This is a genomic window from Delftia sp. WY8 (assembly GCF_018437695.1).
GTDB lineage: Bacteria > Pseudomonadota > Gammaproteobacteria > Burkholderiales > Burkholderiaceae_C > Comamonas > Comamonas tsuruhatensis.
This window is the reverse complement of sequence record NZ_CP049795.1, coordinates 909,574-924,113: the sequence shown is the minus strand read 5'-3', so window position 1 is coordinate 924,113 and position 14,540 is coordinate 909,574. Positions and strand designations below refer to the sequence as shown.

General features: G+C 68.6%; 12 protein-coding genes. 3 read left to right on the top strand and 9 right to left on the bottom strand.

Annotation, left to right across the window (positions count from 1 at the left end):
• Positions 1 to 19: 19 nt before the first annotated feature.
• Together G4D77_RS04060 and G4D77_RS04055 are read right to left on the bottom strand one after the other, a co-directional pair.
• Complete coding sequence (locus G4D77_RS04060; RefSeq protein ID WP_016449910.1) at positions 20 to 184, bottom strand: hypothetical protein; 165 nt, start codon at positions 182 to 184, stop codon at positions 20 to 22.
• A gap of 236 nt (positions 185 to 420) precedes the next feature.
• A complete protein-coding gene (locus G4D77_RS04055) occupies positions 421 to 1,449 on the bottom strand; it encodes a porin (RefSeq protein ID WP_016449909.1) in 1,029 nt (342 codons plus the stop codon).
• Between the two features lie 528 nt (positions 1,450 to 1,977).
• Here G4D77_RS04055 and G4D77_RS04050 point away from each other — a divergent pair.
• Positions 1,978 to 2,616, top strand: a complete 639-nt coding sequence (locus G4D77_RS04050) for a LuxR C-terminal-related transcriptional regulator (RefSeq protein ID WP_016449908.1) — start codon at positions 1,978 to 1,980, stop codon at positions 2,614 to 2,616.
• A 26-nt stretch (positions 2,617 to 2,642) separates the two neighbouring features.
• Here the strand turns inward: G4D77_RS04050 and G4D77_RS04045 are convergent, their stop codons facing one another.
• Positions 2,643 to 5,294 (bottom strand): hybrid sensor histidine kinase/response regulator, encoded by a 2,652-nt coding sequence (locus G4D77_RS04045; protein ID WP_154834672.1) that lies wholly within the window; start codon positions 5,292 to 5,294, stop codon positions 2,643 to 2,645.
• Between the two features lie 212 nt (positions 5,295 to 5,506).
• Here G4D77_RS04045 and G4D77_RS04040 point away from each other — a divergent pair, with 212 nt between their 5' ends.
• Positions 5,507 to 6,835: a dicarboxylate/amino acid:cation symporter gene (locus G4D77_RS04040; protein WP_043791482.1), complete on the top strand. Its 1,329-nt coding sequence runs from the start codon at positions 5,507 to 5,509 to the stop codon at positions 6,833 to 6,835.
• A 296-nt stretch (positions 6,836 to 7,131) separates the two neighbouring features.
• Complete coding sequence (locus G4D77_RS04035) at positions 7,132 to 8,106, top strand: DUF4434 domain-containing protein (protein WP_154834670.1); 975 nt, start codon at positions 7,132 to 7,134, stop codon at positions 8,104 to 8,106.
• A gap of 17 nt (positions 8,107 to 8,123) precedes the next feature.
• Here G4D77_RS04035 and G4D77_RS04030 read toward each other — a convergent pair whose 3' ends face one another.
• The 6 genes from G4D77_RS04030 to G4D77_RS04005 form a co-directional block, all read right to left on the bottom strand.
• Positions 8,124 to 9,269 carry an acyl-CoA dehydrogenase family protein gene (locus G4D77_RS04030; protein WP_154834669.1) on the bottom strand — a complete coding sequence of 382 codons (1,146 nt, stop codon included), beginning with the start codon at positions 9,267 to 9,269 and terminating at the stop codon, positions 8,124 to 8,126.
• 26 nt (positions 9,270 to 9,295) lie between these two features.
• The gene (locus G4D77_RS04025; RefSeq protein WP_154834668.1) at positions 9,296 to 9,997 is read right to left on the bottom strand and encodes an alginate O-acetyltransferase AlgF; all 702 of its coding nucleotides are present in this window, start codon (positions 9,995 to 9,997) and stop codon (positions 9,296 to 9,298) included.
• A 17-nt stretch (positions 9,998 to 10,014) separates the two neighbouring features.
• Positions 10,015 to 11,478 carry an AMP-binding protein gene (locus G4D77_RS04020; RefSeq protein WP_154834667.1) on the bottom strand — a complete coding sequence of 488 codons (1,464 nt, stop codon included), beginning with the start codon at positions 11,476 to 11,478 and terminating at the stop codon, positions 10,015 to 10,017.
• A gap of 69 nt (positions 11,479 to 11,547) precedes the next feature.
• Positions 11,548 to 11,787 (bottom strand): acyl carrier protein, encoded by a 240-nt coding sequence (locus tag G4D77_RS04015; protein WP_016449889.1) that lies wholly within the window; start codon positions 11,785 to 11,787, stop codon positions 11,548 to 11,550.
• A gap of 22 nt (positions 11,788 to 11,809) precedes the next feature.
• Positions 11,810 to 13,390, bottom strand: a complete 1,581-nt coding sequence (locus G4D77_RS04010; RefSeq protein WP_154834666.1) for an MBOAT family O-acyltransferase — start codon at positions 13,388 to 13,390, stop codon at positions 11,810 to 11,812.
• A 13-nt stretch (positions 13,391 to 13,403) separates the two neighbouring features.
• Entirely contained in the window at positions 13,404 to 14,537 is a 1,134-nt protein-coding gene (locus G4D77_RS04005) for an alginate O-acetyltransferase AlgX-related protein (RefSeq protein WP_154834665.1), read from the bottom strand.
• Positions 14,538 to 14,540 lie beyond the last annotated feature (3 nt).

Sequence of the window (14,540 nt, the reverse complement as noted above, 5' to 3'; positions counted from 1 at the left end):
TTGCAGGCGCTTGCAGGGCCTACATCGACGACAGCAGGGCGCCCGGGTCTTTTTGCAGCAAGGTGTCTGCGGCCGGGGCGGCGCTGTCCAGCCACAAGGTGGCAACGCTGGCGGCGACGGCAAGCAATACCGTGGCGGTGAAGGCAATGAAGGGATGACGTCCGAAGGGGCTGGGTCTGCGCATGGTGCACCTCCTGTCTGGCAGCGCAGGCAGAGCATGGGGCTGGGCCTGGACTCCATTGCACACCGGATTGCGCAGCGTGGCTGTCGGACAATCGCTTTCTCTCTTGACGTTCGTGAAAAAAGCGGTGGGAGAAATTCCCTATCGATCTTCAGAAGGCCTAAAAAAAAGCGAGGCAGGGCCTCGCTGAAAGTTCGGGACGTAAGTCCCCGGCCCGTGCTGGCAGGCCAGGCGTCGCCTTAGAAACGGTGGCGGATACCCGCGATCAGGCTGGTGCCCGACTTCAGGTCCGTGATGCGGTCGTGCATCAGCACGGTGTACACATCGGTGCGCTTGGACAGGTAGTGGTCGTAGCCCAGGCTGGCCGTGGTGCGCGTGGAGTCCACGGCGCCGATCTCGGCCTTGGTGCGGGCCAGGGCTGCCTTGATGGTGCCGGCGCTGCTCACGGGCACGTCCAGGCCCAGCGAGTAGGTGCTGTTCTTGCGGTCCAGGTCCTTGACCTTGGCCTGGCCATAGGTCGCGTACAGCTTGGCCACTTCGAAGTTGTAGGTGCCGCCCAGCATCCAGTCGGTCTTGGTGGGCATGACGGCCAGGCTCACGGGGTTGCTGATCTGGGCGCGCTCGTAGAAGGCCACCAGGCTCAGGGGGCCGCCGAAGTACATGGCGTTCACGCCGATGTTCTTCTTGCCGGAGTCGCCGCCCTTTTCACCGAACTGGTAGTGGACGTTGGCCTGCAGGCCGCCGAACTTGGGCGTGCTGTAGACGATCTGGTTGCTCCAACCGGTGTCCGACGGCGTGGTCAGGTTGGCCGAGCCCCAGGCTGCCGTGCCCACGTTGGCGTGCAGCACCAGCGGGGAGATGGTGAAGGAGTCGCCGAAGGGGTTGGTCAGGATGGTGGGCAGGAAGTTGGGCGCCATGCCGCGGCCCAGGCGCACCGTGCCGAAGCCGCCGGACAGGCCGACGTTGGCATCGCGCGAGAAGTACGGGTCGCCGTCGAAGCGGCCGGGGCTGCCGGTGTCCACGCGCATGAAGGCCGTCAGCTGGAAATCGACCTTCAGGCCGCCGCCCAGGTCTTCCTGGCCCTTCATGCCCCACCAGGAGGTGGTCATGCCGCCCGAACCCACGACGCCCTTGCCGCTGGCGTCGCCAGCCATGCGCATGGAGCCGGCATAGGCGTCCACCAGGCCCGTCAGCTGGACCGAGCTTTGGGCGTGTGCAGCGCCGGCGCAGGCCAGTGCAGCGGCCAGTGCGATGAAGGAACGTTTCATGTTGAGGAGTCTTTCATTGTTGGATAGTGGAAACGGTTGGCCAGTGCTGTGACCGGGGCAGACGATGAGGCAAACGCCCTGGGCGGGCTATGTGGCAAACCTGGGACAGTGGCGTTTTCGCATCAGGGTCCGGCCGGTGTCGGCGTGCCTTTGCGGTGCGCGCGCGAGGCAGTCCAGACTGGCTAAGCCGCGTATTACAACGCATCCCAGCCATTGCACCGGCCAGAAAGTGGTGTCTTTGACACAGTTATGACGAAACTTAATTTGTGTTTTGCACTCTCGCGGCTTGAACGCTGCCGTGCACTGGGTTGGGGCCGGGGCACCAGGCCTGTGCAGCAGGTCCTTGCAAGAGGGCTCAAAGGTCAATTCAGGGCTCCTTGTTCGTCGGTTGGAGGAAGATTTCCGCCTGTTGCCAGGCCTGTGGCTGCAACTGATTGCAAACGGCGTGCCAGCCTGCAACCCGGCCACCGGCCTCCACGGGGGTCCATGAGCCGGGCATGTGTTTGCAGACGTGTCAGACTCGCGCCCATGTCCGAATCCACCCTGCTCGTTGCCGATGACCACCCGCTGTTCCGCGCTGCGGTGATCCATGTGCTGCGCGAGGCCCTGCCGCAGTTCGCCGTGCTGGAGGCCGCAAGCGCTGCGACCCTGGGGGCGGCGCTGCAGCAGCACCCCGAGATCGAACTGGTGCTGCTGGACCTGGCCATGCCGGGCGCGCGCGGCTTCTCCGCGCTGCTGCATGTGCGCGGCGAGTACCCCGACATTCCGGTGGTGGTGATCTCATCCAACGACCATCCGCGCGTGATCCGCCGTGCCCAGCAGTTCGGTGCTGCAGGCTTCATTCCGAAGTCGGCGCCGGCCGAGGCCATAGGCACGGCCCTGCAGGAAGTGCTGGACGGCGGCAGCTGGTTCCCGCCCATGGCCGCCGAGCGCTCCGAGGCCGACGCCGCGCTGGCCGCGCGGCTGGCCCAGCTCACGCCCCAGCAGTTCCGCGTGCTGCTGTGCCTGGCCGACGGCCTGCTCAACAAACAGATCGCCCATGAACTGGGGCTGGCCGAGAACACCGTCAAGGTGCATGTGACGGCCATTCTCAAGAAGCTGGAGTGCTACAGCCGCACGCAGGCTGCCGTGCTGGTCAAGAGCCTGGAGAACGACGGCACGGCCTGAACTCCATGCCGCTGCGTGCCGTGCCCCTACCGGTGGCGCAGCAGCATCTGGCTCATGAGCGCGCGCAGCGCGGGCGGGCGCACGGGTTTGGCCAGAAAGCCCCAGCCGCGCTCGGCCGCCTGGCGGCGCAGCATGCCGTCGCGCTCGGCCGTGACCAGGATCACGGGCGGCGACTGGCCCCAGCGCTGGCACAGCTGCGCGTAGACATCGGGGCCGTGCAACTGGCCCAGGCGCACATCGAGCAGCACCAGTTGCGGCGCCTCGCCGGGCGCGGCCAGCGCAAGCGCCTCGGCCGGGCCGCCGGCCAGCGGCACGCTGCAGCCCCAGCGCTGCAGCAGGGCGCGCATGGCGGTGCAGGACTGGGGATCGTCCTCCACATACCAGGCGTTCATGCCCTGCAGCGGTGCATCCTGGTCCGGGTCGCCGGTCTGCGCGCTTGCGGCGATCTGCGGCACGGCGCCCGGGTCGCCCAGCGGCACGCAGACCCAGAACACGCTGCCCCGGCCCAGTTGCGAGCGCAGGCCGATCTCATGGCCCAGCAGCCGGCCCAGGCGCTCGACGATGGCCAGGCCCAGCCCGGCGCCACGGTCGTCGCCATGGCCCTCGTCCAGGCGGCGGAATTCCTCGAAGATCTCGTGCTGCAGGCTCTCGGGAATGCCCGGTCCCTGGTCGTGCACCTCGATGCGCAACTGCTGGCCCTGGCGCCGGCAGCCGATGACGATGCGGCCCTGGCGCGTGTAGCGTATGGCGTTGGACAGGAAGTTCTGCAGGATGCGGCGCAGCAGGGCCTCGTCGCTGCGCACCACGCAGCGCGTGTCCACCGCGCTCAGGCGCAGGCCCCGGCTTTCGGCCAGGATGCCGAAGTTGTGGCGCATGACCTGCAGCAGCGGGCCCAGCGCGAAGTCGCGCACGCGCACCTCCAGCTGGCCCGATTCCATGCGCGAGATGTCCAGCAGGCTGCCCAGGATGGCGTCCTGCGCGGCCAGGGCGCCGTCGATGCTGTCGGCCACGTGGCGGCCCGCCTCGTCATGCAGATGGCTGCGCAGCAGGGAGCTGAACATGCGCGCGGCGTTCAGAGGCTGCAGCAGGTCGTGCACGGCAGCGGCCACGAAACGGGTCTTGTAGCGGTTGGCCTGCTCGGCCTCGCGCTTGGCCTCGGCCAGGTCGCGCGTGCGCTCGGCAATGCGCTGCTCCAGCGCATCGGCCAGCGAGCGCAGCTCGCGCGCGGCGTTCTTGTAGCTGGTGATGTCGGCATAGCTGGTGACGAAGCCGCCGTCGGGCAGCGGGTTGCCGCGGATCTCCAGCACCGTGCCGTCGTCCTTGGTACTTTCGCGCAGGTGCGGGCTGCCGCTGCGCAGATGCTGCAGCCGCCGGTGGATGGCCTCCTCGATGGGGCCGGGCCCCAGCAGGCCGCGCCGGGCGTTGTACCGAAACAGGTTCTCTATGGGCTGGCCCGTGCGCAGCAGTTCGGAGGGAAAGCGGAACAGCTCCACGTAGCGCGAGTTCCAGGCCACCAGGTTGAGGTCGGCATCGATCACCACCACGCCCTGGGGCAGGTGCTCCAGGCTGCGGCTCAGGCCCGTGTCGGCCTGGCGCGCGGCCTGGACGATGCCGTCCTGGGCCGTGCGCAGCTCCTGGGCATGCTGGCGCAGCACGGTCTCCAGCTCCAGGCGGCTGCGCAGGCGCAGCGCGGCCAGCCGCCTGCGCTGGCGCACGAACAGCACCAGCATGCCCAGGGCCAGCCAGCCCCCCGCCGCGGCCGCCGCCGCCCAGCGGCTGGCCACGGTGCTGGCCTGCGTGTCATGCAGCAGGTGCAACTGCCAGTCGCTGCCGGGCAGGGGCAGGGTCTGCCACAGCGTGGTGCCGGGCAGGGCGGGTTCCTGCATCTGCACCAGGCGGCTGCCTTGCTCCAGGCCCTGGCGCACCCGGTAGCGCATGGGGTGCAGTTCCTGGTCGATGTACTGGCGCGTGGCGGCCAGGTCCGCCTCGTCGGCGGGGCTCAGGGGTGACAGCAGGCGGTAGCGCCAGTCGGGCTGGCTGGCCAGGAAGACCACGCCGTGCTCGTCCGAGGCCATGACCACGTCAGGCGTCTGCAGCCATTCGCGCTCCAGCTCCAGCAGCGCGATCTTGATCACCACCAGGCCCGCGACGGCGTTCTGTTCGTCCAGTATGGCCTGCGACAGGAAGTAGCCCGGCAGGCCCGTGGTCAGGCCGATGCCGTAGAAGCGCCCGCTGCCGCGCGACAGCGCCTGCTGCACATAGGGCCTGAAGCTGTAGTCCACGCCCACGTTGCTGCGCGTCTCGCGCCAGTTGCTGGCGGCCAGGGCCGTGCCGTGGCGGTCGATCAGGGTCAGCGTGGACGACTGGCTGGCGCCGTTGGCCTGCTCCAGCTTGCGGTTGAGGGCATCGACTTCGGCGGGAGACAGCGGGTGGGTGAGGGCGGCGCGCAGCTGCGCGTCCAGCGCCAGCACCTCGGGCAGGGTGCGGTAGCGGTCTATGCGCTGGCCCAGGGCCTGGGCGTAGAGGCTGAGCTGGCGCTGCACGCTTTCGGCCTCGCCGCGCAGGGCGCGGTGGTAGACCAGCTCACCGGCCAGCAGCATGCAGGCGAGCATGCCGCCGAACAGCAGCAGCAGGGTCCAGAAGGAGCGGCGTGAAGGGCGTCGAACGGGTTGGGGCATGGTGGTCTGGACCCGATTGGGCGCCAGCTTGGTGCCTTCCAGGGGCGGGAAGGGGTTGGGGATTACCCTGATTCTGCGTGCATTCTCCCAGGGAGAGCACCTGCGCCTAATACCAATAGGTTATCGGCGCCGGAGCACGCCAGCGGTACAAACTGGACCTCGCCGCACCTTGGTGGTGCGCCCACCCCACACAGTACCGCCGGAGCCGCACCATGCATGCCGTCCCCACCCACGCCGCCAGCCCCGAGCGGCTGCCTTTCTACCGCCAGCTGTATTTCCAGGTGGTGGTCGCCATCGTGGCAGGCGTGCTGCTCGGCCACTTCGAGCCCCAGTATGCCGAGCAGTTCAAGCCGCTGGGCGATGCCTTCATCAAGCTGGTGAAGATGATCATCGCGCCGGTGATCTTCCTGACCATCGTCACCGGCATTGCGGGCATGACGCACCTGCGCACCGTGGGCCGCGTGTTCCTCAAGGCCATGGCCTACTTCCTGTTCTTCTCCACGCTGGCCCTGGTGGTCGGCATGGTGGTGGCGCACGTGGTGCAGCCGGGCGCAGGCATGAACATCAACCCGGCCGACCTGGACCAGGCCGCCGTCAAGGGCTATGTGGCCAAGTCGCATGAGCTGACGCTCACCGGCTTTGCCATGGACATCATCCCCAAGACGCTGGTCAGCCCCTTCGTGGGCGACAACATCCTGCAGGTGCTGTTCGTGGCCGTGCTGTTCGGCATCTCGCTGGCCATGGTCGGTGATGCGGGCAAGCCCGTGCTGAACTTCCTGGAGGCGCTGACGGCGCCCGTGTTCAAGCTGGTCGGCATCCTGATGAAGGCTGCGCCGCTGGGAGCCTTTGGCGCCATTGCCTTCACCATCGGCAAGTTCGGCCTGGGTTCGCTGGTGAACCTGGCCTGGCTGGTGGGCTCGTTCTACATCACCTCGCTGCTCTTCGTGGTGGTGGTGCTGGGCTTCGTGGCGCGGCTGTGCGGCTTCTCGGTGCTCAAGCTGGCGCGCTACCTGAAGGCGGAACTGCTGCTGGTGCTGGGCACCTCGTCCTCGGAATCGGCCCTGCCTTCGCTGATGCAGAAGATGGAGCGCGCCGGCTGCGGCAAGTCCGTCGTGGGCCTGGTCGTGCCCACGGGCTACTCCTTCAACCTGGACGGCACCAACATCTACATGACGCTGGCCGCGCTGTTCATCGCCCAGGCCACCAACACCCACCTGACGCTAGGCCATGAGATCGCGCTGCTGCTGGTGGCCATGCTCAGCTCCAAGGGCGCTGCCGGCGTGACCGGCGCGGGCTTCATCACCCTGGCCGCCACGCTGGCCGTGGTGCCCGAAGTGCCCGTGGCGGGCATGGCCCTGATTCTGGGCGTGGACCGCTTCATGAGCGAGTGCCGCTCGCTGACCAACTTCATGGGCAATGCCGTGGCCACCGTGGTGGTCTCGCGCTGGGAAAACGAGCTGGACTACAGCAAGCTCAACGCCGCCCTGGACGGAGAGCCCGTGCAGGCCCTGCCTTCCGAGGCCGCCGTGGCCAAGGCCTGAGAACGCCCTGGCCAGGGCAAGGGCCAGCAACGGCCTACCCGCCAATGCCTCGCGCCACCCCAGGGTGGCGCGAGGCATTTCTACTTGATCCAATGGCGGCAAGCCCTTGCCTGGTTCGGGCCGACAGTACATCTGCGCGGACATCGTCCCCTTGGCTCCAATTCATCGTCGGTTCTGATTCAACCCTCAGCCCGGCCGGGTCAACCCCCGCTGGGCCGGCCCCCTTGGGGCGGGGCGGTGCCGCTTGGCTGTATTCTTGGCGCTTGCCTTCACGCAGCCTTGCGGCCGTCCCCAACATGCATTTGTCCAGACGCGAATTCCTCGGCGCCGGCGCGGCCGCCGCCTGTGCCTCGCTGGTCGGTTGCGCGGCTTCGGCGCCCGTGTCGGGCAGCTTCCTGCAGCCGTGGCGCAGCCATCTGGAGATGCCGCGCGATCAATGGCGCCAGCGCCTGGCCGCCACCCAGGCGCTGGGCTGCCGGGAGCTGTTCGTGCAATGGAGCGGCCTGCTGGGCGATACCGAGGCGGACAGCTGGATGCTGGCCGACGCGCAGATCGCCGACCTGCTGGACATCTGCACCGAACTGGGCATGGGCGTGCACCTGGGCCTGCCCTATGACGAGCGCTGGTGGAAGCAGATCAGCCTTTCCAACGCCGCAGGCCCCGCGCCCTATCTGGCGCATATTGCCGAGCAGGGCGCCAGCCACATGTACGCCAGCACCTGGCCGCGCCATGCGGCGTTTCGCGGCTGGTACATCCCCTACGAGCTGGAGCAATACCACTGGGCCGCGCCCGAGCGCGTCGAGCTGCTGGTGAGCGCACTGCAGCCACTGGCGCAGGCGGCAGCGGCCACGTCCGGCCAGGTGCCCGGCATCTCCACCTATTTCAGCCAGCTGCAGACGCTGGGCAGCCTGCCCACGCTGTGGAGCATCCTGCTGGACCGCGTGTCCCTGCGCCCCATGGTGCAGGACGGCGTGGGCGTGGCGGGACTGCGCAACTACGAGGCGCTGGCACCGCTGCAGCAGATGCTGCTCGAGCGCAGGGCGCCGTTCGATCTCATCGTGGAACTGTTCGAGCAACTGCCGCCCACGCGGCCCGATGGCTCGGACTTCCAGGCGCGCACGGCCAGCTTCGAGCGCGTGCGCCGCCAGTGGGACGTGGCCCGCGACTACGGCGCCCAGCGCGTCGTCGCCTTCGCCATCGACCCCTGGGTGCTGAACGACGCGCCGGAGGCCCGGCAACTGCTGCGCGAGTGGAAGGCCGCCGCCCGCTGAGCGCGATGGCTGCCGGGTCAGAAGCGCTTGCCGATGATCTCTCGCAGGATCTCGCTGCTTCCGCCGAAGATCCGCAGCGCCCGTGCATCGGCCCAGGCGCGGCCGATGCCGTATTCGGCCATGTAGCCGTAGCCGCCGTGCAGCTGCAGCAGTTCGTCCAGCACCTGGCCCTGCAGCTCGGTGGCGTTGAGCTTGGCCATGGCGGCGGTGACGGAGTCCAGCGAGCCTTCCAGGTGCTGGGCCAGGCAGTCGTCCAGGAAGACGCGCAGCATGGTGGTCCTGGCCAGCGCGTCGGCGAACTTGAAGCGGGTGTTCTGGTAGTCGAGCACGCGGCGCCCGAAGACCTTGCGGTTGCGCACGAACTCGGCAGCCTCGTCCAGCATGCCTTCGGTGGAGGCCGCCGCACGCAGCGCGATCGCCAGCCGCTCCTGCGCCAGCTCCTGGGTCACATGCTCGAAGGCTGCGTTCTCGCGCCCCAGCAGGTGGTCGGCCGGCAGGTGCAGCTCGTCGAAGAACAGCTCGCAGGTGTCCTGGCTGTGCTGGCCTATCTTGCGCAGCGCCGGGCCCTTGCCCAGGCCCTTCATGCCTTCTTCCACCACGAACAGCGACAGGCCGCGCGCTCCCAGGTCGGGCTCGGTGCTGGCCAGCACCACCATCAGGCCGGCGTTGACGCCGTTGGTGATGAAGGTCTTCTGGCCGTTGAGCACGTAGCCGCCGCCTTCACTCTCGCTCTTGCGGCGGGCGCGCGTGCGCACGGCCTTGAGGTCGCTGCCCGCGCCGGGCTCGGTCAGCGCGATGGCGCCGATCAGCTCGCCCGTGGCCATGCGCGGCAGCCAGCGGTCCTTCTGCACCTGCGTGCCGAAGTTCCAGAGATAGGGCGCCACCATGTCGGAGTGGATGGAAAAGCCGATGCCCAGGCAGTTGGCACGCGCCAGCGCCTCGATGACCACGGCCGCGTGGCCGAAGTCCCCGCCCTGGCCGTAGGGCGGGGGCAGGTCGCAATTGAGCAGGCCGCTGTCGCCGGCCTTGCGCCACAGGGCGCGCGGCGTGATGCCCTCTGCCTCCCAGTCATTGATGTGGGGCAGGATCTCGGTGGCCACGAATCGGTCCACCTGTTCCTTGAACAGCAGGTGGTCTTCACGCAATACGGAGCGGGTGCGCATGTCTGTGTCGGTCTCCTTGGGCTGGGTCAGGGGCGGTAGGTGTCGGTGGCGCTGGCCTGGCCGCGCAGCACGGGTGCGGCGGCCGTACCCGTCATGAACAGGCTGTAGTGGTCGCCGGGCTGCAGCTGGGGCAGTGCCAGCGGCGCGCTGACGGCCTTGGCGCAGCTGGCACTGAGCTGGGCGCTGACCGGGTTGATGGAGCGGCTGGCCGATGCAGCCGGCGCCACGCCCGTGAACAGGGGCATGCCCGCGGGCGCGACCTGCAGGCTGCCCTGGGGGCAGTCCGTGGTGAGGTTGTAGAAACGCAGCTCGGCCTTGAGCGCGTCCTGGCTGCCGCCGGAGTCGTCGATGGCCGTGAAGCGCGTGGCCGCGTTCTTGCCCTGGCGCTGCGGCACCAGGGTGGTGAAGCTGCCCGGCGCCACCTTCATGCTGCCGGCGCTCTTGCCGTCCAGCTGGATGGCAAAGGGCGTGTCGCCCTTGACGATGGCGTAGCTGCTGGCCGGCTTGCTGCCGGACAGCGTCTGCTCGGGGCCGTCGGCGATCTTCACGCGCAGGCTGCCCGGGTCGGGGTGGACCACGCGCACGAAGGACGAGCCTGCGGGGGGGCGCGCGGCGTACAGCTGGGCCAGCGTGCCTTCGGCATGCGCTGCAGGCAGGCAGGACAGGGCCGCCAGCCCGGCCAGGGTGAACAGTGCTTGGCGCCTCACAGCGGAAAAAACGGAAGTCATGCCTGCAGATCCTTGTTTCATTGGGCGGGGCGCATGCGCGAGTCGAGGTACATGCGCTCCAGTTGCTTGCGGTCGGCCTTGTCGGTCTGGGTCAGCGGAAAGCCATGGCAGGCCAGCAGTTCCGACGGAATCATGTAGGGCGGCACGCGCTGGGCCAGTAGTTCGCGCCATCCGGCCAGGTCTTCGGGCAGGGGGTGCATGCCGGGCGGGCCGCTGCGGTCCAGGTCCACGAAGCCGATCATGCGCACGATGAAGCCGTCGGGCCGCTTGAGTGCCACCGCCGCGCCCGCGCGCACGCCGGGCAGGGTGGCCAGCACGGCATCGACCTCGGCCAGCTCGATGCGGTAGCCGTGCATCTTGATCTGGTCGTCGCGCCGGCCGTGGAAGGTGACCAGGCCCTCGCCGTCGATCTCGCCCAGGTCGCCCGTGCGGTAGCCGCGCTTGCCGTTGCGCATGAACATGCGTGTGGCGTGCAGGTCGGGGCGGTTGAGGTAGCCGCGCATCACATGGTCGCCGGCCACGCAGATCTCGCCTTCGTCCAGGAAGACGTCGGCATAGGGCTTGGCCCGGCCGATGGGAAAGGGCAGCGGCGCGCGCTGGCGCAGCGCGGGGTCGATCTCCACCCAGGTGGTGGAGCAGGTGGCCTCGGTGGGGCCGTAGGAGTTGATGATGCGCGCCTGGGGAAAGCGGCTCCACAGCGCCTCGGCCACGGTGGGCGTGAGCGATTCGGCGCCGAAGACGAAGACGCGCAGGTCGGGCAGGTGCTGCTGGTCGAAGTCGGCATCCAGCAGCTGCTGGCGCACGAAGGAGGGCGTGGATGCCCAGACGTTCACATGGGTGCGCGCCAGGTAGGCGGCAAAGGCCTGGCGGTCGGCAATGGTCTCGCGCGCGCACAGCACGCATGCACCGCCCGTGACCAGGGCGCCCATCCAGTTGAACAGCGAAAAGTCGAAGCTGAACAGCATCTGGTCCATGAACACCGGCGCCTCGCCCAGGGCCAGGCAGTCGCGTATCCAGCCGGCGAACAGGCCCATGCTCTCGCGCCCGATCTGCACGCCCTTGGGATCGCCCGTGCTGCCCGAGGTGAACATGATGTAGGCCAGCGATTTTTCCTGCAGCGGCTGCGCGGCGATGCCGGTGTCCACAAAGCTGCGGGCCTGCGCGTCGTAGCGCAGGCCGGCTTGCACCAGCGTGGCGATGCGCGCCATGCGCTCGGGCGGGTTGATCACGTCCACCGGCACGAAGGGCACGCCCAGGCGCAGGCAGCCGAGGATGGCCACGAGAAAGGCCGTCTCCTTGTGCCCCGTGATCAGCAGCGGCTCGTCGCGGCGAGCGCCGCGCGCCAGCGCCTGCTGCTCCCATTGCTCCACGGCCTGGGCCAGTTGCTGCCAGCCCAGCGTGCCGGCGGCATCGATGACGGCCGGCCGCTGCGTGCCGGCGTCGGGCTCGATGAAGTCGAAGCGGTCAAAACTGAATCGCATGCGGGCTCCTTGCGGCGGTGGATGGATGGGGATGGCTGCGCAGGCCGGGCCGACAGTGCCGGCGTCTCATCACGCCTTGCGCTGCTCGGCCACGTACTGCGCCAGCGTTTGCACGGACTCCAGGTGCAGGTCGATCTCCGATGGCGGTATCTTGACGCCGAATTCCTTCTCGATGGCCAGGGCCACGTCCACGGCGGACAGCGAGTCCACCAGGCCCGATTCGAGCAGCAGCGTATCGGGCTCGACCGAGGTCAGGATGATGGCTCCGATGATCTGGGCAATCTTGGTTTCGATGTCATTGTGGGACATGCTTTTTTCTCCAACAGGCGTTTCAGAACTGGAAATACAGGAAGCGGGTTTCCTTGTGCAGGTTGACCAGGCACAGGAAGAGCAGGACCAGGGTCACGGCCGTCCAGCCCGCGCTGGGGCGCCAGCGCATCCAGGCCTGGGGCGCCTCCTGCACCTTGAACATGGCGGGCGAGAAGCGGCCCAGGATCCGGTGGGCATTGGGCGTGAACCAGGCAATGGCCAGCAGCAGCAGCACCAGGGCCAGCTGCATATGGTGGCCTATGGCCAGGCGGATGGCATCGCCCAGTGCCAGGCCCTGGACGTGGGACAGCGACTCCAGCGCCTCCACGCCGCGCAGGCCGGCCATGCCCTTGAGCAGCAGCATGGCGTCGCCCACGCCGTGGGCGCGGAAGAAGGTCTGGGCGATGAGCACGGCGATGAAGGTGATGACAACGCACAGCGCCTGCACGCCCCGGCCCGATTTGCGGGCGGCGGCCGGCTTGCGGCTGACCACGAAGATGCGCCAGGCATGGTTGACCGACAGGTAGAAGGCATGCAGCAGGCCGAAGATCACGTACTGCAGGCCGGCGCCGTGCCAGATGCCCGCCAGCCCCATGGTGAACAGCGTGGGCACGACGATGGTGGCCGCAAAGCCGCCCGGCGTGCGCGCGGCGCTGGAGCCCACGGACAGGCCGCGCTTTTCGCGTGCGCGCGAGATGGCCATGGCCACGGGGTAGTACAGGTAGGCCGTGAGGTAGCGCGTCAGCGTCATGTGCCAGCGCGCCCAGAAGTCGATGATGCTGCCGGCCTTGTAGGGCGAGTTGAAGTTCAGCGGGAAACGGATGCCGAACATGCGCGCCAGGCCCAGGGCCATGTCCGAATAGCCCGAGAAGTCGAAGTACAGCTGCAGCGCGTAGCTGAGGCTGGCGCCCCAGGCGGCCCAGAACTGCAGCTCGCCGGGCGCGGCGAAGCCGGCGTCCGCATAGGGTGCGATCTCGTCGGCCAGCAGCACCTTCTTGGCCAGGCCGATCACGAACAGCGTGCCCCCGATGGACAGGTTGTCCGCGCGGAACCGGTAGTTATCCGGCTGCGCGAACTGCGGCATCATTTCCTTGTGGTGCAGGATGGGCCCGGCAATCAGGTGCGGGAAGAAGGTCACGAACAGCACGTAGCTGAGCAGGCTGCGTTCCTTGACGATGCCCGAGCGGCAGTCCAGCAGGTAGCCGATCTGGGTGAAGGTGAAGAACGAGATGCCCAGGGGCAGGATCAGCTCGTGCATGCCGCCCTGCGTCAGCCCCCATTCGCCCAGGAAGTTGAACAGCGTGGCGAAGTACTTGTAGTGGAACAGTGCCGCCAGATCCGCGCCCACGCCCAGCGCAGTCACCAGCCCCTGCAGCCGTGCATGGCCGGCAAAGCGCAGGATCAGCCGGCTCACCACGTAGTTGAACGCAATGGACAGGGCCAGCAGGGCGACGAACTGCGGGTTCCACCAGCCATAGAAGACGAAGGACGTCAGGCACAGCCAGAACGCGGCCAGCCGCAGGCTGATGGCGCTGGCCAGGTAGTGGCCCGCCAGCGCGATGGGCAGGAACAGCAGCAGGAAAAGATAGGAGTTGAACAGCATGTAGCGGGCGGTTTCACGCAGGCGGGGAGGCGGCGTCCAGCTCCTTGAGCGCCGCTTTTTCATCGTCCGTCAGGGGCAGGGACAAGGTGTTTTCCGAGAACTCCCAGATCACCAGCCGCAGGCTGGCCGGCCAGGAGGCGCGGCGCTTGAGGGCGGACACCATGGCGCCGCTGAACTGGCCGCCATCCATGCTGAGGTTCCAGACTTCATGGCCCAGCGCGCGGCCCAGCTGTGGCGCGAAATTGCTGCGCAGGCCGTTGGAGCTGCCGGCCAGCAGCACCTGCACGGGCGGCGTCTCGTCCAGCAGGCCGCCGCCGCGCACGGGGGTGATGGCCTGGGGGCGTATTTCGTCGCGCTGCGGGCGCCAGCCTGCCGGTGCGTCGGCCAGGCCGGCCAGGGCCAGCAGGTCGCCGGGCAAGGGCTGCAGCGGCCCGGGCGCAGACTCCTCGAAGGCCTGGCTGCCGCGCTGCCCGCCCAGCAGCGGCAGCGCGGCCCGGGCCACGGCCAGGGCCGCGGCGCGTGCGCCCTCGGCGTTCATGTGCACGTCGGTGCGAAAGAACACGGGCTGCGTCTGTTCCTGGGCCTGCAGGGCGGGGCGCAGGTCGGCAAAGGCAATGCCGTCGGCCTGCAGGCGCTGCTGCCACAGGTCCAGGCGCTGCAGCATCACGGGTGCCACGGGCAGGCCGCACAGGTGGTCGGCCTCGATGCGCGACTTGTCGGGCACGGCCACCACCAGGGTGGCAATGCCCTTGTCCTGCAACTGCCGTGTCCAGTGGCGCAGCAGGCGCTGGCGCGCCTCGAAGGGCGCGGCGCCTACCCCGGGCTGGGGCCGCAGGCCGTCGCGGTAGAACATCCACTGCGGGCAGCCCAGGGCCACCTGCGCGCCCGTATCGCCCAGCAGGCGATAGCGCAGCGCGGCCTGGCCGGTTTCCAGCGAGGACTGCGCAGGCAGGCGCAGGCCCTTGTTCAGCGCCGTGCCCGCGCGGCCATCGAGCCAGGCCGACAGCTGCAGCTCGCCGGCCTTGGGGCCGTGGCGGGCCAGCGACCAGCCACCCCAGGCCAGGCCCGACAGCAGCAGGGCGCCCCAGATCCAGGCATTGCGCCGGTGGCCCTTGTCGGTTTGCAGGTCTTGCGCGGCTTGGTCCACGGG

Excerpts from the sequence above, each read along its gene's own strand:
- G4D77_RS04035 (WP_154834670.1), top strand. The coding sequence starts at position 7,132 with ATGCATTTGTCCAGACGCGAATTCCTCGGCGCCGGCGCGGCCGCCGCC.
- G4D77_RS04045 (WP_154834672.1), bottom strand. The coding sequence starts at position 5,294 with ATGCCCCAACCCGTTCGACGCCCTTCACGCCGCTCCTTCTGGACCCTG.
- G4D77_RS04030 (WP_154834669.1), bottom strand. The coding sequence starts at position 9,269 with ATGCGCACCCGCTCCGTATTGCGTGAAGACCACCTGCTGTTCAAGGAA.
- G4D77_RS04040 (WP_043791482.1), top strand. The coding sequence starts at position 5,507 with ATGCATGCCGTCCCCACCCACGCCGCCAGCCCCGAGCGGCTGCCTTTC.
- G4D77_RS04025 (WP_154834668.1), bottom strand. The coding sequence starts at position 9,997 with ATGACTTCCGTTTTTTCCGCTGTGAGGCGCCAAGCACTGTTCACCCTG.
- G4D77_RS04050 (WP_016449908.1), top strand. The coding sequence starts at position 1,978 with ATGTCCGAATCCACCCTGCTCGTTGCCGATGACCACCCGCTGTTCCGC.
- G4D77_RS04015 (WP_016449889.1), bottom strand. The coding sequence starts at position 11,787 with ATGTCCCACAATGACATCGAAACCAAGATTGCCCAGATCATCGGAGCC.
- G4D77_RS04020 (WP_154834667.1), bottom strand. The coding sequence starts at position 11,478 with ATGCGATTCAGTTTTGACCGCTTCGACTTCATCGAGCCCGACGCCGGC.
- G4D77_RS04055 (WP_016449909.1), bottom strand. The coding sequence starts at position 1,449 with ATGAAACGTTCCTTCATCGCACTGGCCGCTGCACTGGCCTGCGCCGGC.
- G4D77_RS04060 (WP_016449910.1), bottom strand. The coding sequence starts at position 184 with ATGCGCAGACCCAGCCCCTTCGGACGTCATCCCTTCATTGCCTTCACC.
- G4D77_RS04010 (WP_154834666.1), bottom strand. The coding sequence starts at position 13,390 with ATGCTGTTCAACTCCTATCTTTTCCTGCTGCTGTTCCTGCCCATCGCG.